The 25,174-nt window shown below is 68.1% G+C and carries 29 protein-coding genes; 9 read left to right on the plus strand and 20 right to left on the minus strand.

What is annotated here, in order from left to right; genetic code table 11:
• Positions 1-5: 5 nt before the first annotated feature.
• Entirely contained in the window at positions 6-644 is a 639-nt protein-coding gene (locus EV649_RS07320; RefSeq protein WP_130381737.1) for an SGNH/GDSL hydrolase family protein, read from the minus strand.
• A gap of 74 nt (positions 645-718) precedes the next feature.
• Between EV649_RS07320 and EV649_RS07325 the strand changes: the two genes are divergently transcribed.
• Genes EV649_RS07325 through EV649_RS07335 form a run of 3 tightly spaced genes read left to right on the plus strand, consistent with a single transcriptional unit; the run spans position 719 to position 3,021 of the window.
• Positions 719-1,159 (plus strand): GNAT family N-acetyltransferase, encoded by a 441-nt coding sequence (locus EV649_RS07325; protein ID WP_130381739.1) that lies wholly within the window; start codon positions 719-721, stop codon positions 1,157-1,159.
• Positions 1,160-1,161: 2 nt separating this feature from the next.
• On the plus strand, positions 1,162-2,031 hold the full coding sequence (locus EV649_RS07330) for an LLM class flavin-dependent oxidoreductase (protein WP_130381741.1): 870 nt from the start codon (positions 1,162-1,164) through the stop codon (positions 2,029-2,031).
• A gap of 33 nt (positions 2,032-2,064) precedes the next feature.
• Positions 2,065-3,021, plus strand: coding sequence for a formylglycine-generating enzyme family protein (locus EV649_RS07335; RefSeq protein WP_130381743.1), 957 nt, complete (start codon positions 2,065-2,067; stop codon positions 3,019-3,021).
• Here the strand turns inward: EV649_RS07335 and EV649_RS07340 are convergent.
• The 7 genes from EV649_RS07340 to EV649_RS07370 form a co-directional block, all read right to left on the minus strand.
• Positions 3,005-4,228 (minus strand): MFS transporter, encoded by a 1,224-nt coding sequence (locus tag EV649_RS07340; protein WP_130381745.1) that lies wholly within the window; start codon positions 4,226-4,228, stop codon positions 3,005-3,007. The genes EV649_RS07335 and EV649_RS07340 overlap by 17 nt on opposite strands.
• Positions 4,225-4,692, minus strand: coding sequence for a MarR family transcriptional regulator (locus EV649_RS07345; protein ID WP_130381747.1), 468 nt, complete (start codon positions 4,690-4,692; stop codon positions 4,225-4,227). Before EV649_RS07345 ends, EV649_RS07340 begins: the two co-directional genes overlap by 4 nt.
• Positions 4,693-4,746: 54 nt before the next feature.
• Complete coding sequence (locus EV649_RS07350) at positions 4,747-5,295, minus strand: class I SAM-dependent methyltransferase (RefSeq protein WP_130381749.1); 549 nt, start codon at positions 5,293-5,295, stop codon at positions 4,747-4,749.
• Entirely contained in the window at positions 5,252-6,475 is a 1,224-nt protein-coding gene (locus EV649_RS07355) for an MFS transporter (RefSeq protein ID WP_130381751.1), read from the minus strand. The genes EV649_RS07350 and EV649_RS07355 overlap by 44 nt, the downstream gene beginning before the upstream one ends.
• 218 nt (positions 6,476-6,693) lie before the next feature.
• Entirely contained in the window at positions 6,694-7,671 is a 978-nt protein-coding gene (locus tag EV649_RS07360; RefSeq protein ID WP_130381753.1) for a PD40 domain-containing protein, read from the minus strand.
• The gene (locus tag EV649_RS07365) at positions 7,668-8,867 is read right to left on the minus strand and encodes an MFS transporter (protein WP_130381755.1); all 1,200 of its coding nucleotides are present in this window, start codon (positions 8,865-8,867) and stop codon (positions 7,668-7,670) included. Before EV649_RS07365 ends, EV649_RS07360 begins: the two co-directional genes overlap by 4 nt.
• On the minus strand, positions 8,867-10,453 hold the full coding sequence (locus EV649_RS07370; protein ID WP_130381757.1) for a discoidin domain-containing protein: 1,587 nt from the start codon (positions 10,451-10,453) through the stop codon (positions 8,867-8,869). The genes EV649_RS07365 and EV649_RS07370 overlap by 1 nt, the downstream gene beginning before the upstream one ends.
• Before the next feature lie 163 nt (positions 10,454-10,616).
• Here EV649_RS07370 and EV649_RS07375 point away from each other — a divergent pair, with 163 nt between their 5' ends.
• Positions 10,617-11,588 (plus strand): aldo/keto reductase, encoded by a 972-nt coding sequence (locus EV649_RS07375; RefSeq protein ID WP_241997820.1) that lies wholly within the window; start codon positions 10,617-10,619, stop codon positions 11,586-11,588.
• Between the two features lie 60 nt (positions 11,589-11,648).
• Complete coding sequence (locus EV649_RS07380) at positions 11,649-12,152, plus strand: BON domain-containing protein (protein WP_130381761.1); 504 nt, start codon at positions 11,649-11,651, stop codon at positions 12,150-12,152.
• 10 nt (positions 12,153-12,162) lie between these two features.
• On the opposite strand, the gene EV649_RS07385 is transcribed toward EV649_RS07380, so the two are convergent.
• On the minus strand, positions 12,163-12,732 hold the full coding sequence (locus tag EV649_RS07385; RefSeq protein ID WP_130381763.1) for a hypothetical protein: 570 nt from the start codon (positions 12,730-12,732) through the stop codon (positions 12,163-12,165).
• 124 nt (positions 12,733-12,856) lie between these two features.
• Positions 12,857-13,879 carry a LacI family DNA-binding transcriptional regulator gene (locus EV649_RS07390; RefSeq protein WP_198682347.1) on the minus strand — a complete coding sequence of 341 codons (1,023 nt, stop codon included), beginning with the start codon at positions 13,877-13,879 and terminating at the stop codon, positions 12,857-12,859.
• 31 nt (positions 13,880-13,910) lie between these two features.
• Between EV649_RS07390 and EV649_RS07395 the strand changes: the two genes are divergently transcribed.
• Positions 13,911-15,422, plus strand: a complete 1,512-nt coding sequence (locus EV649_RS07395; protein WP_130381767.1) for an alpha-L-arabinofuranosidase C-terminal domain-containing protein — start codon at positions 13,911-13,913, stop codon at positions 15,420-15,422.
• On the opposite strand, the gene EV649_RS07400 is transcribed toward EV649_RS07395, so the two are convergent.
• The 5 genes from EV649_RS07400 to EV649_RS07420 form a co-directional block, all read right to left on the minus strand.
• Positions 15,406-16,221: a MerR family transcriptional regulator gene (locus EV649_RS07400; protein WP_130381769.1), complete on the minus strand. Its 816-nt coding sequence runs from the start codon at positions 16,219-16,221 to the stop codon at positions 15,406-15,408. The genes EV649_RS07395 and EV649_RS07400 overlap by 17 nt on opposite strands.
• Positions 16,222-16,337: 116 nt before the next feature.
• Positions 16,338-16,601, minus strand: coding sequence for a hypothetical protein (locus tag EV649_RS07405; RefSeq protein WP_130381771.1), 264 nt, complete (start codon positions 16,599-16,601; stop codon positions 16,338-16,340).
• Positions 16,602-16,872: 271 nt separating this feature from the next.
• Entirely contained in the window at positions 16,873-17,877 is a 1,005-nt protein-coding gene (locus EV649_RS07410) for a zinc-dependent alcohol dehydrogenase family protein (RefSeq protein ID WP_241997822.1), read from the minus strand.
• A 7-nt stretch (positions 17,878-17,884) separates the two neighbouring features.
• A complete protein-coding gene (locus EV649_RS07415) occupies positions 17,885-18,709 on the minus strand; it encodes an ABC transporter permease (RefSeq protein WP_130381773.1) in 825 nt (274 codons plus the stop codon).
• A complete protein-coding gene (locus tag EV649_RS07420; protein WP_130381775.1) occupies positions 18,706-19,554 on the minus strand; it encodes an ABC transporter ATP-binding protein in 849 nt (282 codons plus the stop codon). The genes EV649_RS07415 and EV649_RS07420 overlap by 4 nt, the downstream gene beginning before the upstream one ends.
• Positions 19,555-19,724: 170 nt before the next feature.
• Between EV649_RS07420 and EV649_RS07425 the strand changes: the two genes are divergently transcribed.
• Positions 19,725-20,570, plus strand: coding sequence for a MarR family transcriptional regulator (locus EV649_RS07425; RefSeq protein WP_130381777.1), 846 nt, complete (start codon positions 19,725-19,727; stop codon positions 20,568-20,570).
• On the opposite strand, the gene EV649_RS07430 is transcribed toward EV649_RS07425, so the two are convergent.
• Together EV649_RS07430 and EV649_RS07435 are read right to left on the minus strand one after the other, a co-directional pair.
• Positions 20,514-21,620, minus strand: coding sequence for an NAD(P)/FAD-dependent oxidoreductase (locus EV649_RS07430; RefSeq protein ID WP_130381779.1), 1,107 nt, complete (start codon positions 21,618-21,620; stop codon positions 20,514-20,516). The two genes, EV649_RS07425 and EV649_RS07430, sit on opposite strands and share 57 nt — an antisense overlap.
• A gap of 72 nt (positions 21,621-21,692) precedes the next feature.
• Positions 21,693-22,451: a hypothetical protein gene (locus EV649_RS07435; RefSeq protein WP_241997824.1), complete on the minus strand. Its 759-nt coding sequence runs from the start codon at positions 22,449-22,451 to the stop codon at positions 21,693-21,695.
• Positions 22,452-22,548: 97 nt separating this feature from the next.
• Between EV649_RS07435 and EV649_RS07440 the strand changes: the two genes are divergently transcribed.
• The gene (locus tag EV649_RS07440; RefSeq protein ID WP_198682348.1) at positions 22,549-22,908 is read left to right on the plus strand and encodes a DUF4440 domain-containing protein; all 360 of its coding nucleotides are present in this window, start codon (positions 22,549-22,551) and stop codon (positions 22,906-22,908) included.
• On the opposite strand, the gene EV649_RS07445 is transcribed toward EV649_RS07440, so the two are convergent.
• Entirely contained in the window at positions 22,905-23,726 is an 822-nt protein-coding gene (locus EV649_RS07445; protein ID WP_130381781.1) for a SigB/SigF/SigG family RNA polymerase sigma factor, read from the minus strand. The two genes, EV649_RS07440 and EV649_RS07445, sit on opposite strands and share 4 nt — an antisense overlap.
• A 276-nt stretch (positions 23,727-24,002) precedes the next feature.
• Here EV649_RS07445 and EV649_RS07450 point away from each other — a divergent pair, with 276 nt between their 5' ends.
• Positions 24,003-24,236 carry a DUF397 domain-containing protein gene (locus EV649_RS07450; RefSeq protein ID WP_130381783.1) on the plus strand — a complete coding sequence of 78 codons (234 nt, stop codon included), beginning with the start codon at positions 24,003-24,005 and terminating at the stop codon, positions 24,234-24,236.
• Positions 24,237-24,464: 228 nt separating this feature from the next.
• On the opposite strand, the gene EV649_RS07455 is transcribed toward EV649_RS07450, so the two are convergent.
• The gene (locus EV649_RS07455; protein WP_238151293.1) at positions 24,465-24,683 is read right to left on the minus strand and encodes a hypothetical protein; all 219 of its coding nucleotides are present in this window, start codon (positions 24,681-24,683) and stop codon (positions 24,465-24,467) included.
• The gene (locus tag EV649_RS07460; protein ID WP_130381785.1) at positions 24,680-24,874 is read right to left on the minus strand and encodes a hypothetical protein; all 195 of its coding nucleotides are present in this window, start codon (positions 24,872-24,874) and stop codon (positions 24,680-24,682) included. The genes EV649_RS07455 and EV649_RS07460 overlap by 4 nt, the downstream gene beginning before the upstream one ends.
• Positions 24,875-25,174: the final 300 nt, after the last annotated feature.

The following is a 25,174-nucleotide window of genomic DNA, read 5'->3' on the forward strand; positions in this document are numbered from 1 at the left end:
GTGGGTTACTCGGCTGCGGCCAGGTCGGAGCAGATGTCCCATGCTGCCTGCCGGAGCTGGGCGGCGGTGTCCGCTGTCAGGCCCTTCACGGGTACGGCGGTTCCGACCGGGTCCTCGTTCAGCAAGGCGATGAGGAACACGCACGCCGCGAGGTAACTGCCCGCGAGCGCCGGGTGGCTGTTGTCCGCGTCGTGCAGCGCTGGTTCGTCGTGCTGGCTGAGGAAGCGTTCCCAGACCATCCCGACGGGTACGAGCGTCGCACCGAGTTCCACCGCGGCGCCGCCGTACGCCTTGGTCAGCGCCTGCTGGGTCTCCGGTGCGTTCCGCCGGGCCCAAGTCAGGTAGAACGCGGTCCGCGCACCGGCTGCGGTGATCGCCTCGTCGAAGTCGCGGGCGCTCTCCCGGAAGCGGTCCGGACTCTTGATCGGCAGCGTGCTCTGCTCCTGCAGTACGACGGTGTCGAAACCGCCGCTCGCGATCTCGGCGGCCGCCTTGCCCGCGTTGAGGTGCTGCCGCAGCGATGCGCCGCCTGCCGAAATCAGCTTGTGCTCGATCTCGATGCCGCGCGCCCCGCCCAGACCCTTGATCAGCCCAGGCAGGTTGTTCCGCGAGGTGAAGCTGTTACCAACGAAGAGAATCCGCACGACACGGACGCTACTACTCCCCCGCGACCGAATCCCGTTTGACCGCTGGCCGCGCCCGGCTGTTGGCTGACGGGATGAGTGAGCTTCGGATCGTGCCGGTGACGGACGACCAGACTTTGCTGGACTGGCAGCGGGTGCACAACGAGATCATTCCGACGGCGCCGCTGTCGGTCGACGAGATCCGCGAGCGGGTGACGCGGAACGTGCTTGAGGTGGCGTACGACGGTGACGTGCTCGTCGGATGCTCCACGGTCCGGCCGCCGTCCGGGGAGACCTCGGCCGCGGTGGTGATCGCTCGCGTGCTCCCGGCGTACCGGCGTCGTGGATTCGGTACGGCGATCTACGAGCACTGCTTGCGGCGCGGGCGGGAGCTGAGCGACGGCATCGAGACGCACATCCTCAGCAGCAACGAGGACGGCGTACGGTTCGCGGAGGCGCACGGGTTCGTCGAAGTGGAGACCTACCTGCTGCCGGGCGACACGATTCCGTTCATCGAACTACGGCTGGGTGAGTGACCATGCGCTTCTCGATCAACATTCCGAACTTCGGGGACTTCGCCGACGCTCACACGGTGGTGCGGGTGGCGAAGGCTGCCGAGGACGCCGGCTGGGACGGCCTGTTCCTCTGGGACCACGTGGTGCACAGCAAAGAGCGGCGGCGCGGGCAGCCGTTCGGCGACCCGTGGATGCTGATGACGGCGGCCGCGCTGGCGACATCCCGCATCAAGCTGGGTCCGCTGGTCACGCCGATCGCCCGGAGACGGCCCGAGCAACTCGCGCGACAGGTCGCCACCCTCGACGGGCTGAGCGGCGGCCGGGTGATCTTCGGCGCCGGGCTCGGCGGACCGATCGACGACGAGTTCGGCAGCTTCGGCGACGAGACCGACCCGAAGGTGCTGGCCTCGCGGCTGGACGAGGGCCTCGACCTGCTCACGGCGTACTGGTCCGGCGAACGGGTCGACCACGCCGGTGAGCACTACCGTGCCGACGACGTCGAGTTGCTGCCGGCAACGGTCCAGCAACCGCGGCCGCCGGTCTGGATCGCCGGCTACTGGCCACGCAAGGCCCCGATGCGCCGCGCCGCGCGCTGGGACGGCGCCGTACCGCTCTTCAAGACCGCCAACCACGGCGAAGCCCCACCGGTCGACGAGCTCCGCGACCTGGTCGCGTTCATCAACGGCGAGCGCAAAGGCGGAGGCACGCCGTACGACGTGATTGTCGGCGGCATCAGCCCGGCCGACCCCGCCCGCTCCCGCGCCCTCGTCGAACCACTCGCCGAAGCGGGTGCCACCTGGTGGGACGAACGCCAACTCATCATCGGCACCGACTTCTACCGCCTGGACCCGATCCTGCGCCGCATCGAACAAGGCCCACCGAGCCTCGGCTGACCCCGCGAGTACGCCCGACCTAAGCTTGCACGCATGAGCGATGACCATCCGTCCTGTTGTGCGCCGGCGCGTGGTGAGGCGGCGGCGCCTCCGCCGGTGCCGACCACGCGCGGGGAGCATGGGGTCGAGCAGGTTGTGCTGAGTGGTGGCTCGTTCGCGATGGGCAACAGCAACGGGGACGAGAACACCGCCGACGGCGAGACGCCGGTGCATCAGGTCGAGTTGGCGCCGTTCAGCATCGACGCGACCAGCGTGACGAACGCCGACTTCGCCCGCTTCGCCGACTCGACCGGTTACCGGACCGAGGCCGAGACCTTCGGGTACTCCGCGGTGTTCCATCTCGCCCTGGCCGCGGAACCTGACGCGGTGATGGGACCCGCGTCCGGGACCCCGTGGTGGGTCGGCGTCCGTGGTGCCGACTGGCGGCACCCGGGCGGCTCACGGTCTGATCTCGACGGGCTCGACGACCATCCCGTCGTCCACGTCAGCTGGAACGACGCGGTCGCGTACAGCAAGTGGGCTGGACGAAGGCTGCCGACCGAGGCCGAGTGGGAGTACGCCGCCCGCGGAGGTCTCGAGGGCGCGCGATACCCGTGGGGCGACGAATTGATCGACGACGAGCTGACCGGCGAGTGGCGGTGCAACATCTGGCAGGGCGAGTTCCCGCGGACGAACACCGAGGAGGACGGCTACCTGACCACCGCCCCCGTCCACACCTTCCAGCCGAACGGCTACGGACTGTGGCAGATGGTCGGCAACGTCTGGGAGTGGTGCGCGGACTGGTTCGGCCCGCGCTACTACAAGTTCTCCCCCGCCGAGAACCCGCCCGGACCGTCCCTCGGCGCAGCCCGGGTGATCCGCGGCGGCTCGTACCTCTGCCACGACTCGTACTGCAACCGCTACCGCAACGCCGCCCGCTCGTCGAACACGCCGGAGTCCTCGATGGGCAACGCCGGCTTCCGTACGGTCGGTCTCACGCGTCCTGAGTGACGGCAGGCTGCCGCAACCTCGGCGTACTGGCGGCAACCGCGGCGACGGCCGCAACACACAGCAACGCCCCGGAGGCAAGCGAGGCGACCGGTGAGGTGAGTTGCGCGACCACGCCACCGCGGAGGTTGCCGAGATCGGGACCGGCCTGACCGACGATCTGCTCGGCGGCGCTGACCCTGCCGAGCAACTCCGCAGGCGTGTGCAACTGAACGATCGTGCTGCGGGAGACAACCGCGACTGTGTCCGCGGCACCGGCGAACGCGAGGCACACCAACGCCATCCAAGCGGCCGGCGAGAACGCGAACAGCAGCAGGGCAATCCCCCACCCGGCCGAACCGCACAACATCACCAGCCCGTGCCGAGGCAACCGGGTGAACGACCCGGAGAACAACGACGCGGCGACCCCACCGACGGCGATCGCGGTCAGGAACAACCCGAGCGTCCGCGGATTGTTGCCGAACCGCTCCGCATTGATCACCGGGAACAGGCTGATCGGCATCGACAACACAGTCGCGGCCAGGTCGGTGATCAACGCGCCCCGGATCACCGGCGTCGCCACGACGAACGTCAACCCGTCCCAGACCCCGCGCAGTCCCGGTTTCGCAACCCCCTCGATCTTCATCCGCGGCAGCCCCAGTACGCCGTACAGCGCGGCGAGGAAACTCACCGCGTCGACGAGGTAGCAGACGCCGACGCCCCAGGTGCCGACGATCACGCCACCGAGCGCCGGCCCGAGCAGCATCGCCCCCTGGAACCCGATTCGGTTCAGCGCGATCCCGGCCGCCAACTGGTCACGCGAGAGCAGTTGCGGCAGCACGGTCCGCGCCACCGGCCCGGCGGTCGCGCCGAACGCCGACTGTACGGCGACCAGCGCCAGGAGCACCCCGACCGGGACCCGGCCGATCACCAACTGGCTGGCCATGACCGTTGCGGTCAGCAACTGCCCGATCGTGGTGATCAGGTAGATCTTGCGCCGTTCGAGCCGGTCGACGAGCGTGCCCGCGAACAACCCGAGCACGATCAATGGCAACGCCTGCGCCAGTCCGACCGCGCCGGTCCACGCCGGGCTCGCGGTCTGGTCCCAGACCTGGAACATCACCGCGACGAAGGTCAGCTGACCGCCGAACCCCGACAGCACCTGCCCGATCCACAACCGCCGGTACGTCAGGACTTTGAGCGGCCCGACGTCGATGAACGCGCGCTTCACTGCAGCTTCTCCGCGATCCGGTCGTGGAAGCTCTTCCGGGCCAATGCTTCCTCGACGTCGCGGACGACCTGAGTCATCGGGTACGGCAGCTCGGCCTCGAGCTCGGCGATCGCTGCCTCCGTCGCCCGCCACTCGGCGGCGAGCAGCTCGACGAGCTTCTTGGACTTGGCCGTGAGCGTGACCTGCTTGCTCCGCGCATCCGCACCCGGCACGGTCCGGACCAGGCCGGCGGTGCGCATCGCAGCGACCTTCTGGCTGAGCGCCGAATGCGTCCGCCCGATCGCGTCGGCGAGCTCGGTGATCGTCATCGGCCCTTTGAGGTGCAGCTGGAGCAGCTCCCGCACGTACGTCGGCTTCAGCCCCTTGATGTCCCGATCGGTGTAGATCTGCCCGATCTCGGCATCGAGCCGTGCCAGCAACTCGTGCAACGGCCGCCACAAACTCTGCTCAGTGGGATCCTCCATGCGCCGATCATAACAGCACTTATATAAGTGCTGTTACATCTGGCCGGCGCCAGATCACCGCGCGCTCCGGTCGAGCCAGTCGCCGGTGGCCAGGCCGAAGATCTCCCAAGCGTTCGGGTTGCGGTGGATCAGGTTGCGGACGAGCTTCCGGACCTCGCCGCCGTACAGCCACCAGTGCGGGTTCGCGGGACGCGGTGACACCGTGTCGGCGATGGCCGCGCAGCCGCCGACCGCGACGAGGGAACGGATGTGCCGCAGTACGGCGGAGAGGTCGGCGACATGATGCAGCGTTGCCGAGCTGGTGACGAAGTCGTACTGACCTGACATCTCGAGGATGCCGGACTCGAGGTAGGTGATGTTCGAGCGCGGACGCTTGTGGCGGGCGAGGCGGATCATCGGGCCGGAGAGGTCGATCGCGTCGACCTGGTCGAAGTAGTCCGCGAGAACGAGCGCGTGCCGGCCGGCGCCGCAGCCGAGGTCGATGGCTCGGCGGCGGCGGTCGGGCAGGACGGTCGGGAGCCAGTCGGCGACGTGGTCGGCGGTCAGTTCGCCGAGCCGGTCATACCGCTCGGCCAGGTGATCGAAGGACTGGTCGCGCTCCATGGTGGTTGGATGCGGCGCGGCGCGAAATGGTTGAGATCCACGCCGCGGCGAGACCGGCGGCCAGGAGGCTGATCACGGCGACGGTCGCGAAGCCGTAGCGGGTGTCGGAGTGGCCGGTGACGACCGAGGCGATCAGCATGACGACGATGGTCGCGGCGAGACCGTACCCGTTGGCCAGACCGAACGCGTGTCCGACCCGCGACTCGTCCACCGACGTCATCAGCAACGACCGCGTCGCGATCCGCGCCTGCCCGAACAAGAAGGCGCCCAGCAGCACCAGCACCATCAGCACGGTTACGCCGAACAGCGGCTGCAGCGCGAACAACGCCGTACAGACGAAGAATCCGCCGACTGCGAGCTTCAGGTCACCGACGCGGGACGCGGATCGGTGGTAGACAGCCGCGGCGAGCAGGAAGCCGGCTCCGCCCAGCGCGTCGACCACACCGAGAACAGCCGGACCGCGATGCCACTCTCCGATCAGCAGCACCGGAAGCAAGGCGTTGAAGACCGTCACAACCACGAGCCCTTGGCCGAACAGCAAGGCCAGCGGAGCGAGCGGGAGAACTCTTGCGGCGGTGGGGTGTGCAGCCCGGGTCTTTGCCCCGAGCAACTCTGTTGGCCGGCGTCCCGTTCCGACCGCGAACACCAGTACGGCGGAGAAGGCGAACGTCAGCGCGTTGAAGGTGAAGAGCGGCTTCGAACCGAAGTACTGGAGTGCAATTCCGCCGACGCCGGCGGACAGGAGCATTCCGCACTGGAGGGCGATCTCGTAGTGCGCGTTGAAGCGGCGGAGCTGCGCGGTAGGGACTCGTTCGCGGATCAGTGCCGCACTGGCCGGCGTGAACTGGGCGGCAATGACGGCCAGGGCGAAGTTGGTCCCGTAGACGAGCGGCTGCTGGGACACCCCGAGCGCCAGTCCGACCGGGAGGGCGAGCGCGGCCGCCGCGCTGACGAGGTCGCAGATGATCCACAGACGGCGCCGGTCGAAGCGGTCCGCGAGGCGACCGAAGTACGGCGAGAGGACGGCCTGCGGTACGGCGACAGCGATGAAGAGCCAGCCGACGTCGAGCATCGAGCCCTGCGCGCGGACCAGCAGCAGCGCGGCGCCGAGGAGCTGGATGTTGTTGCCGAGGGACGTAATGAAGGCTGCGGGCAGCAGCAGCCGAGGTCGTGAAGTCACTTGGTCAACCGTGACACCAAACCCTGACAATCGATGGCAGCGTTTCTGTTCCTCTTCGACGGCGAACACTCCTTCCGTCTGACCGCTCAGCCGGACGGCCCCACCTCGTCCAAGAGGAGAAGTTCAGCGGTGCCACCGTCCCCTTAACCCGCTCGATGCTCAACAAGACCATCAAGCCCCAGTTCGAAGCCATGAACCAAGCCCTCGCCGCCCGGGCCCTAGGCAAATGACGGTGAGGTGGCTTGAGGGATGAGGAGCTTGGCAGGTGTGGTGAGGCCTACGGACCAGAGGTCGAGGGTGTTGTCGGAGTTCCTGAGCGGGTAGAGGAGGGTGTTGTTGCCCTGCCAGACGGGCTGATCGTCGACGGGGCGGGAGTCGGGCGGATGGGTGATGCGGCGGGTGGCGAGATCCAGGACCGCGAGGCGCCAGACACCGTTGGAGACCTTTTGTTTGTAGGCGATTCGGCGGCCGTCGGGTGAGAGGGACGGGCATTCGACGTTCTCGGCGATCGCGGTCCCGCGGTATGCGCGGTAATCGGCCTCGATCAGGTACGTCTTCCCCTTGCTCGCCATCGTCACGTAGAAACGGTTGCCGTCGTCAGCGAACGTGATACCCCAGTAGTTCACATCCGAGGCGAAGTACCGCTTCCCGTCGACAAACACCGCGAGCTCCTCGATCGTCTTCACCAGCCGCCCGGTGTCCACCTCGTACAACCCGGTGCGGGTCGAGAAGCCGGTGGCGGCGTACGAATCGCCCGTGACGAACAGCGTCCAATTCACGAACCGCCCGTCCGGCGACACCCGCGCCCGGCTCGGCGTACCGGGGAGCGCCTCGCGATGTCGTTCGCGGAGGTTCGCATCCAGGACGATCATGTCAGTCATCGCGGGGAGCGAGCCGGCCTTCAACCGCAGGCAGATCGCCGTACCGTGCGCCGCGGCGAACCGGTCGCAGCGCAACTCCCCCACACGCCGGGCCGCACCTGGATCAGCAATCGGTACGGCGGCCAACTTGCCGGAGTCCGGTCCGTCCGCGAGGTTGCGGAAGAACAGCGTCTTGCCGTCGAACCGCATCGGCTGCCCCGTGACAACCGGTACGGCGTTCTCGGCCGGGCGACCCTCGCGCGCATACGCGACGTAGGTGATCGCGCCGCCGACGAGCGCGAGAACACCGATTGCGGCGAGCACACGGCGTCTCATCGGCGTACCTCCAAGGGCTTGAAGACGGCGGCGGCGATCGTGATCACGAGCAGGGCGAGTGTGAAGACGAGGAGCGCCGGGCGGAGGTCCGACAGGGTCCACAACAGACCGACGGTGACGGCTGCGGCCATGCGGGCGAGCGCCTGCCCGGTTTGCAGTACGGCGAGACCGCTGGCGCGGAAGTTCTCGGGCAGGAGCGGACCCACAGCGGCAGGGAGGACGCCATCGGTGGCGGCGTAGAAGAGACCGTGAAGGGCGAGGACCAGCCACCAGGCGCCGACCGGACCGCAGACGAGCAGGAGCGCCACAACCAAAGCGAGGTGTCCCCCGATGAAGACCCTCCAGCGGCCGACCCGGTCGCCGAGCCGGCCGAGAGGGATGGCGAGCAGCAGGAAAGTGCCTGCGGTCCCCAACGGAAGCAATGGGAACAGGCTGGTGCTGATGTCCCAACGACGCTGTACGGCGAGGTAGACGAAAGAGTCGGTGATCGTGAACAGGCCGAGGGCCGCCGCCCAAAGACAGCACCGGCGGAAGTTCGGATCACGCAGCAGACTCAACATCGGAAGACCGCGCGCGGAAGGGGCAGGTGGGGATTGGTCGCGGACGAAGGCTGTCAGCAGGATGACGCCGCAGGTGGCCAGCGCGAAGCTGGTGACGAAGACCGAGTTGTAGTCGTTGAGGCTCGCCCACAGGACGAGCGCTGCCACCAGCGGACCAAGGAACGCCCCGATGGTGTCGAGGGCTCGGTGGACGCCGAAGGAGCGGCCCATCGTGGACGGGTCGCTGCTCAGCGAGATGAGGGCGTCGCGAGGTGCGGTCCGGATACCCTTGCCGGCGCGGTCGATCGCGAGAACCGCGCCGATCGCCGGCACCGTGGAACCGGCGGCCAGGAATCCCAGCTTCGAGATCGCCGAGAGCGCGTAGCCGACGCCGGCGACGGTCTTCAACCGTCGCCAGCGGTCGGCCACATGTCCGCCGACCAACCGCAGTACGGCGGTTGCTCCGGCGTACAGGCCGTCGAGCAGGCCGAACTGCAGGGGGTTCAGCCCGAGCCCGAAGACCAGGTACAGCGGCAGGATCGCGGTCACCATCTCGGCCGAGACATCGGTCACCAGACTGACGATGCCTAAGGCAACGACATTCCCGGGAACCCGTCGCAGCGGCGTCCGGAGCGGGCCGACGGATGCGAGGTACATCAGTGGCAGCTGTACGTCGGGCTGCTGTCCAGGACCGTGCCGTCGAGCCCGATCAGCTGCGTGGCGAACGTGGTGTCGGTCATCGACAGCTTCAGTACGCCGAAGTCCGAGATGATCTTCGCCGTCGCCGGATGCGCGGCGTGCACCGGGTACAGGGGCGCTCCGCCCATCCCGCCGATGATCTGCACCGGGCCGTTCGCGTCCTTGTCACCGTCGGCGTTCTGCGGCAGGAACCGCTCGTAGTGGTGGTCGTGCCCGTTCAGTACCAGGTCGGTCTTCGCCGACACCAGCGTCTGCCAGAGCGGGTCGGCATCCGGGTTGTCGCCGTGGTCACCCGAACTGAACCGCGGGTGGTGGTAGTACGCCGCGATACAGCCCTTGGTGTTGTTCGCGAGGTCCTGCTTCAGCCAGGTGAGCTGCGCCGGCTCGCGGAGCCCTTCTTCCTGCACGAAGTCGTTCGAGTCGAGCGCGACGAAGTGCCAGTTGCCCTGGTTCCAGGTGTAGTAGTTCTTGCCCTGCGGCGTCGCGATCGAGCCGAAGTAGTCGTGATACCCCTTGAACGGAGTGTCGTCATACGTCTCGTGGTTGCCCGGGATCGGGTGGGTGATGCTCTTGAACTTCCCCCACGTCTTCGCGTAGTAGTTCTGGAAGTCCGACAGGTGCGCGTCGTCGTACTGGTTGTCGCCCATCGTGATCACCGCGGCGGGATTCATCGCCTCGACCAACTGGGCGGTCTTCGGATGGATGCAGTCCGAGTCGGACGCCGTACAACGGTCCGCGATGTCGCCGGCCGCCGCGAGCACAAACCCACCGGTTCCGCCGGCCGACGTCGTCACTGTGATCGGCTCACTCGCGGCCGACACGTTCCCGGCCAAGTCGCGGGCGCGCACCGAGTACTTGTACGCCGTATTCGCGGTCAGCCCGGTGTCGTTGTACTGCGTGCTCGCCGTCGTCGCGACCGCAGTGCCGTCACGCAGTACGTCGTACCCGCTGACGTCGATGTTGTCGGTCGAGGGGGTCCAACTGAGTGCGACGGAGGTGGCCGTGGCGCCGGTGCTCTTCAGACCAGCCGGGACCGTCGGCGCCTGGGTGTCGCCGGACGAGTCGGTCGTGCCGTAGACCTCGAGCTCCCACAGCGAATAGCCGTACGACGTGCCGCGCTGCGTGCCGACGACCCGGACGTACCGCCCGTGGCCCTGCAGGCCGGTGAGATCGTCGGTCGCACCGTTGCCGTCCGCAACCGTCTTGACCGTACTGAAGGTGGTGCCGTCGTCGGAGACCTCGATCCGGTACGCCTTCGCGTACGCGGCCTCCCAGTTCAGTGTGACCCGGCCGACGGCGGCCGCCTGGCCGAGGTCGACGCGGATCCATTGCGGATCGACACCTTCGGCGCTGGCCCAGCGGGTCGACGTACTGCCGTCGACCGCCTTGCCTGCGGTCAGGGTGTCGTCCTCGCTGCTCGAGGCAATCACCGGCTTGCCCTGCGAGAGCAGGGTGTCGGCAAACATCTCGGCGTTGGCGGCGGAACCGCCGAGCGCGGCGAGCAGACCGACGGGTAGCACCAGCGCGAGCAGGCGCAGTTTCATGAGATACCTCCGGGGGCGCGGAGCCAGAATTGTTAGGAAGGTTACCTAACGGTTAATGGTAGGTAAAGGCCTCAGTTTCGTTACATGCACTGTGCGCATCAACTCTGCCCAGAAGATTCATTGGACGGATCACTGGCGGGCTGGTTGGCTCGAGGACATGGATATGCGCACGTTGGGACGAGCAGGTATCGAGGTCAGCCCGGTCGGATTCGGGTGCTGGGCGATCGGGGGCCCGTTCAGCAACCCGGCCGGCGAACCGCTTGGCTGGGGCGTGGTCGACGACGAGGAATCGGTGCGGGCGATCCGCCGGGCGGTCGAGCTCGGCGTGACCTTCTTCGACACCGCGGACGTGTACGGCGCCGGTCACAGCGAACGCGTACTGGGCCAGGCGCTCGCCGGGATCCGCGACCAGGTGGTGATCGCCAGCAAGTGGGGCAACACCTTCGACGAGTCGACCCGGATCATGCACCACCAGGACACGACCCCCGAGTACGTTCACAAGGCCGTACGGGCGTCCCTCGAGCGGCTCGGGACCGACTACCTGGATCTCTATCAGCTGCACTTCGACACCACCGACGAGATCGCGCTACCGCTGCGCGAGGCCTGCGAGGAACTGGTCCGCGAAGGGCTGATCCGCAGCTACGCATGGAGTACCGACACGGTGCACAGCGCCGAACTCTTCGCGCAGGGCGAGCACTGCGCCGCGGTTCAGCACGAGGCGAGCGTCCTGCACGACGCACCTGAGTTCTTCGCGCTGTGCGAGCGCGAGGACCTGGCGAGCATCAACCGGACCCCGCTCGGCATGGGCATCCTCGGCCGCCGGGACGCGAACAAGCCGGCGACCGGCGCGGACATCCGCACGCTGCCGCCGGCCTGGCTACGGTACTTCGCTGAGGGCGGCGTACCGGCACCCGAGTGGTGGGAGAAGGTGTCCGCGATCCGCGACGTACTGCAGAGCGACGGGCGGACACTCGCGCAGGGCGCCCTGGGCTGGTTGTGGGCGCGGAGCCCGCGGACGGTGCCGATCCCCGGTTTCCGGACAGTCGCGCAGGCCGAGGAGAACGCCCGCGCGATGGAGCTCGGCCCGCTGACGGACGACCAGCTGAAACAGATCGCGACGCTACTGGCCGCGTGAATCGCCTCCGGCCGAATGGGTACTCCGGGGAGTAAGCGAACCTCGAGAGGATGACGGCCGATGCGAGTGAAACACGGCAGGCCCATGATCACCGGCGCGGCCCTGACCATCGCCGGAGTCGGCGCCGGGATGCTCACCGAGTACCTGCTGGACCCGGACCAGGGGCGAGCACGGCGCGCGCGGATGCGTGACAAGTCGACCCGCTCGAGACACCGGATGGCCGATGGTCTGAGCGGGATGTCCCAGGACGCCGCCAATCACGGCCGGGGACTGGCGATGGGAATGCGGTACCGCGTCACCGGCCGGTCGGCGGACGACGCCGTACTGCACGATCGCGTGCGGGCCGAGTTGGGGCGGCACGTCAGCCATCCGCACGCGATCCAGGTGCGGGTGGACGGCGGCATCGTGACACTGACCGGTGACGTGCTGGCCGCCGAGGAGAAGGCGGCCCGGCGGGGCGTCAAGCGGATCCCGGGCGTGAAGGGCGTCCACGAGCAGTGGACCGTGCACCAGGAGCCGGGCGACGTACCGACCTTGCAGGGCACCGGACACTCGAAGAGCTAGCGGGTATCGCCTACTGCCACTGCTGGTTCTCACGGTCCAGGTCGGAGATCGGCCCGAGGAGCGTCCATCCCGGCTCCAGCGCCCGCTTGCTCCGGAACCCGCGGTCCTTCGCGAACGCCTTCACGTCCGTGCCGTCGGGTGCGTGCATGATCGTGTAGCGCGGCGGGTCTTCCCCGTAGAAGCAGAAGAACGTGCGCTCTTGGTCTTTCGCCTGGCGCACGATCCTGTCGGTGCTCGGCAGAGCCAAGTACGTCGCCTCATCGTCAGGGGTCGGCCGCCGACAGACCTCGGCCCGGCCGGCGTCGCGCACGCAGATCCACGCTCGGGTCCACACAATCCGTTCGGCCTGCGGGTGGGCGGCCGCCAACTCCCGCATTCGGCCCTCGGCCTCGCTGAAGGCCGCCTGCGAGTGATCGAACTCCGTCTCCAGCTTGCCGAACCGGCGGTGGTCGAACCCGCTGCCGAAATAGAGCTCGAGTGATCCGATGACGGCGACCCGAAAGGCCAGGAAGAGCGTCGCCAGGACAATCAGCGTGATGAGCAGGATCCGGACCGGCGAGCGCCGCCGGGTGGTCGTCACTGGTCGAGCTCCTCGTGCTGGTGGGCGTCCGAATCGTCCACCGTACGGGACCTTGCGGGGCGTCAGGCACTTGCCTTGAGGCTTGTTTATCGATATACCTACTGCTGTGCGGCGACGGCGAATGTCAGGCGAGCGGTTTCGTCGTGCCGCGGAGAACCAGCTGCGCAGGTACGACGAGTTCCTTCGGGTCGCCGCCCGGGCTGCCGAGCTGCGCGGTCATCAACGCAGTGATCTCGTCGGCCATCTCCTCGTGCCCCGGGTTGACCGTGGACAGCGACGGCACCAGGTACGCCGCCTCGTCGATGTCGTCGAAGCCGACCACCTGGATGTCGTCCGGCACCCGGAGCCCGGCGTCGGCGAGCGCGCGCAACGCGCCCATCGCGAGTACGTCGGTCAGCGCGAACACGGCGTCGAAGGCGATCCCGCGATCGCGCAGCGCCTGGATCCCGTCGCACCCGTCCTGCAGGCCGAACGAGCAGCGCACGTTCAGCTCCGGGTCGACCGGTACGCCGGCCTCGGTGTGCGCGAGCGCGTAGCCCTCCGCCCGGAGCGCGGGCATGGTCGCGGAGCCGGCCGGATCGCCGCCGATCATCGCGACCCGGCGCGCGCCGGTAGCGAGCAGGTGCGCGGTGGCCTGGCGGGCGCCGTCGACGTTGTCCATCATCACGTGGTCGAAACGCGACGGCTGCGCCCGCTCCCCGATCATCACCACCGGCGCATCGGTGCGGAGCTGGCTCAACTCGGCCGGGTCGATGTCGACCACGCTGAGGATCAACCCGTCGTACATCCGCAGCCGCGAGAACGCGACCGCGTCCATTTCGCCCTCCCGGCTGGCGCCGGTGCGTTCGGTGACGATCCGCAGGCCGTGCGTCTCGAACCGGTCGGCGAGGCGAGCGGCGAGCTGCGCGAAGTACGGGCGCTCGAGTTCAGGTACGGCGAGACCGACCACGCCGGTGCGGCCCGCGCGCAGGTGCCGGGCGGCCAGGTTCACCTGGTACCCGAGCTCGCCGATCGCCGCCAGCACCCGGTCACGGGTCTCCGGACCGACCCGCGGCCGGCCGTTGATCACGTTCGACACCGTCATCGTCGACACCCCGGCGAACCGGGCGACGTCGGCCATCGTCACGACACTCGATGGCTTCCCCATGCGGACCACTGTAAAGACCCAGGAGGGCTCAATGCCTGAAGCACGCGTCGCAATCGATCTCGACGTACCGGGACCGACGATCAGCCGGCACCTGTACGGCCACTTCGCCGAGCACCTCGGGCGGTGCATCTACGGCGGGTTCTACGTCGGCGAGGACTCACCGATCCCGAACGAAGGCGGGATCCGGCTGGACGTGGTCGAGGCGTTGCGGGCGCTCGACATCCCGAACCTGCGCTGGCCGGGCGGCTGTTTCGCGGACGAGTACCACTGGAAGGACGGCATCGGGCCGAAGGCGGACCGGCCGTCGATGGTGAACACGCACTGGGGCAACGTCGAGGAGAACAACCACTTCGGCACCCACGAGTTCATGGCGTTGTGCGAGCTGCTGGGCGCCGCGCCGTACGTGAACGGGAACGTGGGCAGCGGGACCGTGCGGGAGATGAGCGAGTGGGTCGAGTACCTGACCCGCGACGGCGACAGCCCGATGGTGCGGCAGCGCAAGGCCAACGGGCGTGACGAGCCGTGGAAGATCCCTTTCTGGGGCATCGGCAACGAGGCCTGGGGCTGCGGCGGGAACCTGCGGGCCGAGGCGTACGCCGACCTGGCGCGGCAGTACGCCACGTTCCTCAAGGACCACGGCGACAACAAGCTGTACCGGATCGCGGCAGGCGCCTCGGACGACGACCTGAACTGGACCGAGGCGTTGCTGAAGTCGATCAGCTGCCTGGGCTGCGGGCGCGATCCGAAGAACATCTACCAGGCGATCTCGTTCCACTACTACACGGTCGCGGGGACCTGGGAGAACAAGGGCAGCGCGACCGAGTTCAGTGTGGACGACTACTACCGGACGTTGTCGAAGGCGCAGGACATCGAGCGCGTCATCCGTGCGCACTCGGCGCTGATGGACGCGTACGACCCGGAGCGCAAGATCGGTCTCGTGCTGGACGAGTGGGGCACGTGGTGGGATGTCGAGCCGGGGACGAATCCCGGGTTCCTGTACCAGCAGAACGCGATGCGGGACGCGCTCGTCGCGAGCCTGCACTTCGACGTGTTCCACCGGCACGCCGAGCGGCTCGTGATGGCGAACATCGCGCAGACCGTCAACGTGCTGCAGGCGATGCTGCTCACCGACGACGAAGGCGGGCTTGTCCGTACGCCGACGTACCACGTCTTCGAGATGAACAAGGGGCATCACGACGCACGGTCCTTGCCTGTCCACGTGATCGAGGGGGCGACCTACGATCTCGACGGCAAGGCGATGGACCTCGTGTCGGCGTCCGCCTCGGTGAAGGACGGGCGGGCGCTGGTGTCCCTCAGCAACCTCGATCCGTCCGCGGCGCTCGACGTCGTACTGGATCTTCGCGGCGGTTCGCCCAGCGAGGTTTCGGGACGGTTGCTGACGGCATCGAAACCGCAGGCGTACAACACGGTCGCGGATCCGGACGCGGTGGCTCCGGTTCTGTTGAAGCTGGAACCGGAGCCGCGCGGGTTGCGGGTGACGCTTCCGCCGCACTCGTTTGCGACGGTCAGTTTGGCTTTGTGACCGCGATCTGGAACTCGTGCACCCAGTTCGCCGGGTTGTCCGGGTCGAACTGCACGGTGACCTCACGCGCGTACCCCTGGCTGCGGTAGCCGTTGTCCTCGATCCACCGGGCCAGCGTCTGCATACTGCGGTCGGCCTCCATCATGTCGCCCTGGTGGACGATGGTGGCGGCGTTGAGCTCGGGGAGTTCGGTGATGTCGACGTCCGCCGTCGTACCTGTTTCGACAGGTACGGCGGCGTGGACGCGGATCGTGTCGTTCTCGGCGTCCTCGTAGTACGCGACCGGCGAACCGCACGGGTTCACACCGGCCGCGCCGAGACGTTCGAAGAGCTGCCCGAACAGGGGCTGCAGTACCGGGCCGATATCCACACCGTCGTAGCTCGGTGAGATCGCGGACAGTTCGGCGACCCGGGTCGGGGCGATGTGTTTCAGGACGACGTCGTCGGTGGGCATGTGGCCTTCCCTCTCGATGAGTCGGAGCCTCGCCTCGACGCTCGTCAGCCGGGCCGCGCTGCGGGCCAACTCGTCCTCGAGCTGGGCCTGCCGCAGTCGCAGCATTCCGCGCAGTTCCTCGGCGGACAGCTTGGCGTCGACGATCTCGCCGACCTGCTGCAGGCTGAACCCGAGGTCCTTGAGCGCGACGATCCGGTTCAGGCGGCTGAACTGGTCGGCCGAGTAGAACCGGTAGCCGGTCGCCGCGTCGACCACGGCCGGACGAAGCAGCCCGAGCGCGTCGTAGTGCCGCAGCATCCGCGCCGACACCTGCCCGAACGCCGCGAAGTCTCCGATGGTGAACATCCACCCACCTTCCGGCTTGACACAGTGTCAAGGTCAAGCCGGACCAACACTACTTTGAGCCCCTACCAACCATTTGGGGCCGCGCAGAATGGTTGGTGGGTGCCCAAGGTTGGGCGTTAGGGGGAGACGCGGGTACGGCGGTCGCGGACTGCGGCGACGGTGATGGCGGTGACCACGAGGGCGACCCCGCCGGCGCCGAAGCCGGTGACCAGGGTGCCGCGGCTGCTCAACCGGGCGTCGCACTGCATCGGCGTGATGCCCTTGTCGGGCTGGAAGACCGAGCCGCAACCGTCCCCACCGGCATGGACCGGCCGGACGGCGAGCACCACCCCGACGATCAGCAGGACTGCACCCACCGCGCCGAGGACCTTGCTCAGCACCGGCCGTCCTCTCGGGTCTGAGGGCATGCGTCAGCCAGGACCGACCACGGTTGGCGGGTCAGACCCCACATACGCACCTCAGCTTCCTGGCAGCCTCGTAAGATTTGATCAAATCTAACGCAGCTAGCGGTCAGCCTTGAAGTTGGGAACGGGCCAGTGCTGGAATCTTCACTCACTTCTAACGCTCCCCCGGCCGCACCGGTTCAACCGTTCCAACGCTCCCCGGGCCGCATCGGTTCAGCCGGTTCTAGCGTTGCTCGGGCGGCAACGGTCAGCTGCCGACGACCGCGACCAGGGACCCGCTCGCGCGGCCGTGCGCGACGTCGGCGAGCGCGCGGTCGACCGCGTCGAACGGGACGATCGTCGTGTGCGCGGCGACCGGCAGCCGGGCGACCAGGCGGAACAACTCCTCGCCGTCGCGACGGGTATTCGACGTGACGCTGCGGAGATCGCGCTCGTGGAAGAGATGCCGCTCGTAGTTCAGCACCGGTACATCGGACAGGTAGATGCCGGCGACCGCCACAGTTCCACCGGGCTTGAGCGATTCGAGCGCGGCCGGGACCACGTCGCCGGCCGGCGCGAACACGATCGCCGAGTCCAGCGGTACCGGTGGCCGCTCCCCGACGAACGCAGCACCCAACTCACGCGCGAGTGCCTGGTTCCGCTCGCCACGGGTCACCACGAACAGCTCGGCGCCCTGAGCCATCGCGAGCTGCGCGGTGAGATGGGCGCTCGACCCGAAGCCGTAGATGCCGAGCCGGCCACCGGGCGGCAGGTTCGCGCGGAGCAAGGAGCGGTAGCCGATGATCCCGGCACATAGCCACGGCGCGAGCTCCGCCGCGGGCCGATCCGCCGGCAACGTGTAGGCGTAATCCTCCGGCACCACGGCGTACTCCGCGAATCCGCCGTCGGCGTCCCAGCCCGTGTACGTCGACCGCGGGCAGAGGTTCTCGGATCCTTGCCGACAGAACTCGCAGACGCCGCAGGTGCCGCGCAGCCAGGCGATCCCGACGCGGTCCCCGACTGCGAACCGCCCGGCCGCCGTACCCCGATCGACCACCTGCCCGACGGCCTGGTGCCCCGGGACGACGCCCGGGCGCTTCGGTGCCAGGTCGCCCTCGGTCAGATGCAGGTCGGTCCGGCAGATCCCACACGCCTCGACCTTGACCAGTACTTCGCCGGCGCCAGGTTCCGGCACGGCACGTCGTACGCGCTGCAGCGGACCGTTGTCGACGGGTCCCGGACGATCCACTGCCCACGCCTGCATCTGCTCCATGGCTCCATCATGCGACTCGTTGGAGAGCGCGTTCACGACGCTCGGCGACCTTGGAGCCGGACTCTCGGCGCGCCATTCGCCGCAGTACGACGGGCGCGAGCAGCAGTCCGGCAATGGCCCAGAGCCCGAGGACTGCTGCCGTCTCCAGGTGGCGCCACGACTCCCCGACCTCGACCACAACCGCTTCGTCGGGGAGGAGCGCGGACCGCATGCCGAGGCCCATCCAGTACACCGGCGTGAGCTGGCCGATCCCTTCGAGCCAGCCGGGCAGCGCGGTGATCGGGTAGAAGATGCCGGAGACCGCGATCAGCGCGAGCATCGGCAACTGGATCAGGCCTTGGGACCGCGCGGTGGTGAAGACCGAGCCGAGGATCGCGCCGATCGGCAACGTCGCGACCAGGCCGAGCAGCAGCACCCAGATGAGGGTGGACCAGTGCGCCGATCCGAGCGCGAGCCCTTCGACGAGGAACAGGCCCGGGATCAGGAGGATCGCGAGATCTACCAGCAGTCCGCCCGCGACCGACACGACCTTGCCGATGAGGTAGCTGACCATGCCGTTCGGTACGGCCTTGGCGCGCAGCAACGTGCCGTCCTCGCGATCGGCGGTGAGCTGCTGGCTCATGCTAACCATCCCCATCGCAGCATTCATCCCGAGGATGCTCGGCAGGGCGAGCGCGCCGAGCAGGAAGCCGGTGGAGCCGAAGTCGCGATGCCGGAGGAAGAAGAGCGCAGCCAGCATCAGCACCGGCCACAGGAAGTGGCTGAACAGCTCGGGACCGTTGGTGAAGGACTGCCGCAACTCGATCAGCCCACGCTGCCAACCCGTTCTCATGCTTGCTCCCGGACCAGGGCTAGGTAGGTGTCTTCGAGTGAGACCCGGCGTACTTCGAGTTCGCTGACCGCGTCGCCGTACGTCGCGAAGAGCTCGCGGACGAACGCGGTGGAGTCGGCGGTCGACTTCCGGAACGCTTGCCCGTCGACGGACCAGCGGACCTCGTCCTCTCCCGCGATCAGCTCGGTGAGCTGCGCCGTACTGCCGGCCGCGATGATGCGGCCCGCGGCGAGGACGAGGATGCGATGCGCGAGTTTGCTCGCCTCGTCGAGGTCGTGGGTGGTGAGCAGGATCGTCGTACCCTGCTCGGCCGCGAGCCCGCGCACCAGCTCGTGGAACTCCGACCGCGCCTCGGGATCGAACCCGGTCGTGGGCTCGTCCAGGAACAGTACGTCGGGGCGGCCAACGATCCCGATCGCGACGTCGAGCCTTCGCCGCTGTCCGCCGGAGAGGGTCTTGATCTTCTGCCCGGCGTACGGGGTGAGGCCGACGGCGTCGAGCAGCTCGCCGGTCGGCCAGGCGCGTTGGTACGGCGTGTAGTACGAGCCGAGGTGGTGGAGTAGCTCGCCGACTCGCCAGTTGCCGTGGTCGCGCCACGACTGCAGCACGATGCCGATCCGCGACCGCCACCGCTCGTCGCCCGCGGCTGGGTCGACGCCGAGCACCTCGACCCGGCCCGCCGACCGGAGCCGGAAGCCTTCGAGGATCTCGATCGTCGTACTCTTCCCGGCGCCGTTGGGACCTAGCAGTGCTAGCACTTCACCGGGGCGCGCTTCGAACGTCACGTCATGCAGGACCTCGCGGTCGCCGTACCGCATCCGCAGGCCGTCCACTGTCAGAACCATGCCGTGGAAACTACGTTGCGTTCATTGAATCGGCAATCGTCAGCCTGGATCGCGCGCTCGTGAAACCCTGTAAAACATGGCATTCTGTGCAATGGGATTGCGAGAGAACGCAATCCGTTGCAATGAGCTGACGGTGAATGCGCGGAGGTTGGGATGCTTGGAGGTTGCCGATGCCGGGAGGCAGGCTGAGTCACCAGGACCGGCTCGACATCGCGGCCGGTTTGGCGGACGGGCTCGGGTACGCCGAGATCGCGCGGCAACTGGAGCGGCCGACATCGACGATCAGCCGCGAGGTCACACGCAACGGCGGCGCAGGTGGGTACCAGGCCGACCACGCCCACTACGCCACCGCCTCCCGCGCCCGCCGCCGACGGCCCACACCCAAGGACGCGCGGGTAGATGCGCCGGGGGTGGGGCCGAGGCGGGCATACGTCGAGCGGTTCGCGACGATGATGGCCGACGGCGGGTTGCCGCGGATGGCGTCGCGGGTGCTGGCACTGCTCTATACGTCCGACTCCCGCACGCTGACGGCAGCCGATCTCGTCCGCGCGCTGCGGGTCAGCCCGGCGTCGATCTCGAAGGCGATCGGCTATCTCGAACGGGTCGGGATGGTGTACCGCGAGCCCGATCCGGTACGTCGCCTGCAGCACTACGTGATCGCCGAGGACGTATGGCTGAAGGCGTGGGAGGTGAGCGCCCGCACCAACCACAACTGGGCCGAAACCGCAGCCGACGGCGTCGAGCTGGTCGGACGCGACACCCCGGCAGGCGAGCGGCTCACCCAGATGGCGGAGTTCTTCGAGCGGCTCAGTGAAGACATGTCCGGCGGCGCAGGCTTCCAGGACTGCCTAGCAGTGCTAGCAGTTCTGTGGGAATCAGATCGCGCTGCGGAGCTTGCCAGCCGACTCGGTTGGTCGATTGAACGCGTCACCGACGCCGTCGACTACGCGATCAAGGCGTCAGCGCAAGAGAGTGCGGAGGAGGCGACGCGTCAGGCCGCCGTCCGCGAGGCCTAGCTCGACGAGGTCGTCGAACACGTGCTGATCCGCAGCGGCCGCGCGAATGCCGCCGTCGAGGATCCGGCTCGATCGGCTCAACTGAGCAACGAGTGCGGTATCACGAAGATGCCTGGCGAGCAGGCGCGTCGTGCGACGACGGTACGGCGTACCGGCGTCCGAGGTGCCCGCTCGAAGCGCGTCGGCGATCGCACGGCCCGCGAGCAGACCGGTCGCGACCGCGTAGTAGATGCCTTCGCCGGTCATCGGGTTGATCAGACCGGCCGCGTCCCCAGCGAGCAGGACCGGCCCGCTGCGCGGCCGCCACGACCAGCCGGCCAGCGGCAGGTGATGACCCCACCACGACTCCCCGCCTTCGGTTGCTCCCGGGAGCAGCGCCTCAAGGTGGTTCAGCAGCTCGGTCCGCGTCGGGCGGGTGCCGGCCAGCAGTTCGCCGTACCCGACGTTCGACCACCCGTCGCCACGGTCGAAGGACCAGGCGTACGACGGTTGTCGACCCGGCCCGTACGCGATCACCTGACTCGCCGCGCGTGCAGCCGGAGTCGGCGCGTATCCACGGATCGCCAACGCGACCGGACCAGGCTTCAGGCCGAGTTCCTGCCGTACGACGGAATGCGCACCGTCAGCGCCAACCAGGAAGCGCGCGTCCAGGTCCTCGTCCACCGTGACGGAACGGTTCTGGATCTCGAGGTCGCGGACCCGTCGGCGGATGAACTGCGCGCCGGCCGCTCGCGCGGCCTCGACCAGGCGTTGGTCGAACACGGTCCGCGGGACTACCCAGGTCGGTCGGGACATCTGCCGGTCCACGCCGACGTCACCGCGGTTGAGCACGAACCGCCGTACCGGGGTCCAGTCGTCGAGGATCCCGGTGACACCGACGCCGGCCAGCAGGTCAAGTACGTGCGGGGCGATCCCGTCACCACACGCCTTGTCCCGCGGGAACTCGTGCCGATCGAGCAGCAACACCGACAGGCTCGGATCCGCCGCCAACGCACCGATCGCAGCCGACGCTCCCGCCGGCCCAGCTCCGACAACAATCACATCCCACACACGCGCCTCCCCAGCCACAGTCTTGCAGCTCCAGGTAGCCTCCGCGCGACCGGCGGGGGGCTTGGCGCGAGGTTAGGTGCCGGGGCGTCGGCCAGGTTTGTTGGGGCGGCGGGCAGTGGTACGGCGGCGTGGGGTGTGGGGGGTGACCGGGCCCGAGGGGGTGACCGGGCGGGCCTCGTCGAGGTCGACGACCTTCGGGGGTGGTGGGACGAAGACCGGGATGGTCTCCTCCTCATCGACGGCCACGGGTGGAGCCGGTGGTGGTGGCGCGGGCTTGGCGCGGGCGGCCGACTCCTTGCTCACTCGCGGCTGGACCTTCGCGACCGCGGGAGCGGCGAGCGGGTTGCGAGGGGGCCGGCGGCGGTGTGGGAGGCGGGTGCTCAGCTCGATGCCGAGCGCATCGATCAGTTTGCGGCAGGCAACGATCGCGACGGCGACCGCGAGCACCGTGCAGGCGGCGAACAGCACCGACTGGCCGCCGGACGACCAGTTCGACGGATCGGTGCGGGCCATCGCGGCGATCATCGCGACGACGATCGCGTTGGTGATGCCGAAGGCAACGGCCACACCGACTGTCCGGAGCAGTACGCCCCGCGCGAGCCCGACGTCGTCGGCCGCCGCGACCAGACCGGCGATCAATCCGGCGAGAACGGGCACTGTATAGACAAGCGCGAGCGTGAGTCCCGGGCTCGCCACGAGATAGAAGATGTCGAACACCACCGCGGTGCCGGTCAGCGCGGCGGCGAAGCACACCACCATCGGCGGATACGCGCGCAGCACCGCGACCGCGTCCGCGGGCACGGTCTTGAACATCCGCAAGGCCAACAGCAACGACTCATCCCCTCGTCCTCCCCCCATTGTGCAGTCCCGCCACCACCCTCGGTGAGATGCCCCGGCCAGCGAGTCGCGGATCGCTAAGGTCGGTCTCGTGGACGAAGACGTGCGGGCAGCGGTCGAGGCGGAGTTGCGGTTGTTGCTTCCGGAGGTGCGGGGATCGGCCGAGGTCGACGTACTGCTCGATCCGGAGTTCGTCGAGGTCGGCGCTTCCGGGCGGTTATGGGACCGGGCGGCGATCGTTGCCGCGTTGGCGTCCGGGGAGATCACCGACGCGGATCCGATCGAGGCGACCGAGGTCGCCGGCGTTCGGCTGGCCGACGACCTCGTCCATGTCACCTATGTGTCCCGGCGTACAAGCGGTCCGCCGGTCCGCCGCAGTTCTATCTGGCGACGGACCGACGGCACCTGGCGCCTGTACTACCACCAGGGCACTCCGGCAGCTGACGACTAGGCAGCCGTCTGGACCGGGGCCAGCTTTTCGCGGAGGTCGGTGAGGATCCGGCGAAGGACCCGCGAGACCTGCATCTGGCTGACTCCGATGTCGTCGCCGATCTCGGACTGGGTCCAGCCTTCGACGAAGCGCAGTTGCAGGATGCGCCGGTCCCGGTCGCCGAGGCCGGCGAGCACCGGCTCCAGCATCTCGACCGTCTCCAGCTGATCGATGCTCGCGTCGTCGTCATCGGCAACGACATCCGCGAGCGTGAGCTCCGCGTCGGCCTCGGCGGGCCGATCCAGCGAAAGCACGTTGAAGCAGCCGCGCGCAGCGAGTGCCTGCTCGACCTCTGCCACTTCGACCTGGAGATGGTCGGCCAGTTCGGCGGGCGTCGGTTCGCGGTTCAGCTGCTGCTCCAGCTCCGGCAGCTTGGTCGCGATCGTGCCCTGCATCTCCTGGAGCCGGCGCGGGATCCGAACCGTCCAGGCGCAGTCGCGGAAGTACCGCTTCACCTCACCGCGGATGGTCGGAATCGCGAACCCGATGAACGGGGTGTCCGCCTCCAGCCGATAGTGGTGGGCTGCCTTCACCAGCCCTAGATAAGCGACCTGCTCCAGGTCGTCGGCCTCGGCTCCCCGCCCGCGGAAACGGCGCGCGATGCCCTTGGCCATTTCCAGGTTGAGCTCGACGACCTGTTCGAGAAGTTCCTGCCGCTCGTCTTCGGCGGTGCTCGCTGCCCGGCGTTCCATCAGTTCCCGGGTGGCTGCTTCACGTGCGGCCCGATCGGTCGGGGCGCCGCTGCGGGTGGATTCCCGCTCGATGGTGCTCGTAACCATTGGTATGACCTCGCGACTGTCTCGTCACGGCGTGGCACTTCGCTGAACCACGGTCATGCCTACAAGGAAGTCGTACCCCACCTTCCCCGAACTCATGCATTGGGCCGGACCCCGAAACGGTCACCGATCGCGACGAAATCGGTGAGCCAACGCTCGTTTGACCACGCAGAGATCACAGGACGTAAGGGAGCGGACACACGAGCCAAAAGTGTGTACGATGCAGATGCAAGGCCAAATGCACGTGCATATGCCAAGGACGTACGGAAGGTGCAGCTGATGACTGCGATCTACAACGGCATGCCCGGCGACTCGAACAGCGAGCTGATCTGGCGCAAGAGCCAGCGCAGCGGCCCGAACGGGAACTGCGTCGAGGTAGCGAAGCTGCCGGACGGCGGTGTGGCGGTGCGCAACTCGCGCTTCGCCGAAGGACCGGCGCTGGTGTTCACAAAGGCAGAGATCGAGGCGTTCCTCGGCGGCGTTCAGGACGGCGAGTTCGGCTACCTGATCTGAGCAAGAACCAGCAACAAGGGCAACTCAGAAGCAAAGGGCCCCTTCGCCAGGCGAGTGACGAAGGGGCCCTTTTCTGTGCCCTGAGAACATCGGTACGACGACCCGGCGGACGACCTCGAACAATCGCCGGCCGACGCGGTACGGCGCGGCCGTTCGGCACACGCAAAACGCCAGGACCGACCCTCCGGAGAGAGTCGGTCCTGGCGTTGCCCGAGGGGCGGGTACGGACTACTGGACGGTGAGCGGCCAGAGCTGCTCGCTCGGCAGCTCGGAAGCCTTCCCGGTCGCCGCGTTGTCAACGGTGATTCGCAATCCGGTGAACTTCGGCGTCATCACTCGCTGGTACCGCGACGCGCGGTCCGGCTCGGCGACGTACTCGGCGATCAGGTGGTCGCCCAGCCAGATCCGCACCATCTTCCGTCCTCCTGTTGCTCTGTCGGTGGTCATGGAGCCAAGCTCACGATCGGGTCGCCGTCGAGTTGGCGGACGCCGCGCAACCAGCCCTCGAAGGCCCAGCGCTGTTGCTCGGGGCAACGCGCGACCAGGTCCTGGATCTCCCGCTCCGTCAGCTCCTCGGGCGCGCGGCCGCCTGCCATCGCGGCGGTCTGCTCCACAACCTCACTGTCGTCGTCGTTCATCGACTCGGGTTCCCCAACCAGTCATGCCAACGGGGGGCCGTCGGCGCTCTGTAGGACCGGCCTGCCGGATCACGCGATGTCACTTTTCGCGAGATCCAGCTCACCTTCTGTGCATGAATCAATCATGGCGTCGGCACGCGACGAATGCAAGCGCCCGATGCACGTGCATCCGCACGTTTTCCATTTCGAGACCAGATCGGGCCACTTTCCGCCTGATTGAGCCTGGATCGATCGCCGGCGAACGGTGTTCGACCCCCACTAGGCGGACTAGTATGTGCTGACAAAGCCGCTCAACCCCTG

The organism is Kribbella sp. VKM Ac-2569 (genome assembly GCF_004216905.1).
Taxonomy (GTDB): domain Bacteria; phylum Actinomycetota; class Actinomycetes; order Propionibacteriales; family Kribbellaceae; genus Kribbella.